Here is a 2,335-nt window from a genome sequence, read left to right on the forward strand (position 1 = left end):
AGAAAATCTTTTCTTTCTTCCTCCGACAATTCCACTAATTCCGATTCTACTTGAGCAGAAACGATCACAACTTTTGCCTGTTCCTGTTGGGCAATTTGACGGACACTTTCTACCCAATCATTACCCGTGGCCAGATCATCTTCGCTAACATTAGCGGCATAAATAATCGGTTTACGACTCAATAAACCGAGATTTTTAATTAATTCTTCTTCCTCTTTGCTTAAATCCACTTTTCGCGCCGAAATACCGTCATTAAGACAAATTAGGATTTTTTCAAGTATAGCCAATTCTTCGGCGGCTTCCTTGCTATTTTTCGCCTGTTTGCGTAAACGTTCCACCCGCTTCTCCACCTGTCCCAAATCCGCTAGAGCTAACTCTAGATTAATCACCTCGATATCCCGGGCCGGATCCACGGACCCAGAAACATGAATAATATCATCATTATCAAAACAGCGCACCACATGAACGATCGCGTCCACTTCCCGGATATTAGCCAAAAATTGATTACCCAATCCTTCCCCGCGACTAGCACCCTTGACTAATCCGGCGATATCGACAAATTCAATCCGCGTCGGCACGATTTTCTCAGAATTAGAGATTTTAGCCAAAACCTCCAGACGTTCATCGGGGACGGATACCACACCCACATTCGGTTCAATGGTACAAAAGGGGAAATTAGCGGCCTCCGCCTTAGCATTAGCCACCAGAGCGTTAAATAGGGTGGATTTTCCCACATTTGGCAGTCCCACGATTCCAGCTTTCAACATAAAAATTGCTTGATAAACATCATCCCGACCTCTCACTATATCAGGCAACCTCTCGTTTTTGTAAATCCAGTTGAGGAGAAAGACTCTCGATAGTCAACAGCTTAGTTAACATTTGCTGAAAAAATTTTTCCTGGAGGTAGGAGACTCCGATTCAGGAGACTCCGATTCAGGAGACAGGAGATTATTTTTATTTATTCTCCCCATTTCCCCATTTCCCCACACCCCACACCCCACACCCACGAAAAACTTATTTAGCAAACCCTAGTTAACATTTATTCAAGTTCCTTAACTAAAAGTAGGCGAGATTTTACAAGAGATTGCGAGAATGGGATGTAATGCTTGAGACTGAGTTAGGGTGAAGAGTAGGAAAGAATACACCTGTAGCACTGGGCAAAATTATGGCAAGACAGGCCTTTCGCTTCTAACTACGTCCTGAGAGTAATTTTCAGTGCTATGACAGTATATTTCCCAAGGGCGATCGAGTGTAAATATCGTCCAATCGCCGCAACTAATCACTAAATCATTGTTGGGGGTATCTGTATGAATCAAAGTATCGGAGCAAACACCCGTAATGTGGCCCTTGTCGGCCCCTACTCCAGTGGAAAAACCTCCTTACTGGAAAGTTTACTTTTCGTAACAGGAGCCATCACCAGAAAAGGTAAAATTAGCGATCGCAATACCGTTGGTGATAGTTCCACCCAAGCGCGGGATCGACAGATGAGTGTAGAAGTTTCCGTTGCCCATAGTCAATACCAAAACCTAAATTTTACCTTTCTCGATTGCCCCGGTTCGATCGAATTTGCCAGTGAAACCTATAATGCCCTGGTCGGGGCCGGTGCTGCTATTATCGTTTGTGAACCGGTGGTCGATCGAGTTCTCACCCTGGCTCCCTTGCTAAAATTCCTCGATGATTGGGAAATTCCGCATCTAATCTTCATCAACAAGATGGATCGCTGTAATAGTCACTTTAACGAAGTCCTACAAGCTCTCAAATCCGTTTCTAGTCGTCCCCTTGTTCCCCAGCAATATCCTATCCGTCAGAACAACGAAACTATCGGATTTATCGATTTAATCAACGAACAGGCTTATCATTACCATCCTAACAGTCCCGCCGATCCTGTACCTTTACCCGACCACCTCAAGGAAGAAGAACAGAGCGCTCGACAAGAAATGCTAGAAACGATCGCCGAATTTGACGATCATCTTTTAGAAGAACTCCTCGAAGATATTAACCCCTCCCTGGAAGAAATTCTCCAAGACTTAAAACAAGAACTGGGAGCCGATCAGATAGTACCCGTGTTCTTCGGTATGGCGGAACGGGACTATGGTGTGCGTCATCTCCTCACCGCTTTAGTGGAAGAAGCACCGGCCCCGACAATTACCGCCAATCGTCGCGGTCTCGATCCCAGTGCGGATGGGGATGCAGTGGTACAAATCCTCAAAACCTATTTTACTCCCCAGGGCGGTCGCCTCTCCCTAGGGCGAATCTGGCAGGGAACCCTTAACGATGGCATGGCCTTAAACGGTGTGCGGATTGGTGGTATCTATCGTCTCATGGGACAACAACA

General features: G+C 45.6%; 2 protein-coding genes. One reads left to right on the plus strand and one right to left on the minus strand.

From position 1 onward, the window contains the following. A partial coding sequence (ychF, locus tag PX484_RS20335) for a redox-regulated ATPase YchF (RefSeq protein WP_288105295.1) occupies positions 1-767 on the minus strand: 767 nt, incomplete at its 3' end. Positions 768-1,307: 540 nt separating this feature from the next. Between ychF and PX484_RS20340 the strand changes: the two genes are divergently transcribed. Further along, on the plus strand, positions 1,308-2,335 hold a 1,028-nt coding region (locus PX484_RS20340), incomplete at its 3' end, for a GTP-binding protein (RefSeq protein WP_288105296.1).

This window comes from Microcystis sp. M49636_WE2 (assembly GCF_030065375.1).
GTDB lineage: Bacteria > Cyanobacteriota > Cyanobacteriia > Cyanobacteriales > Microcystaceae > Microcystis > Microcystis aeruginosa_C.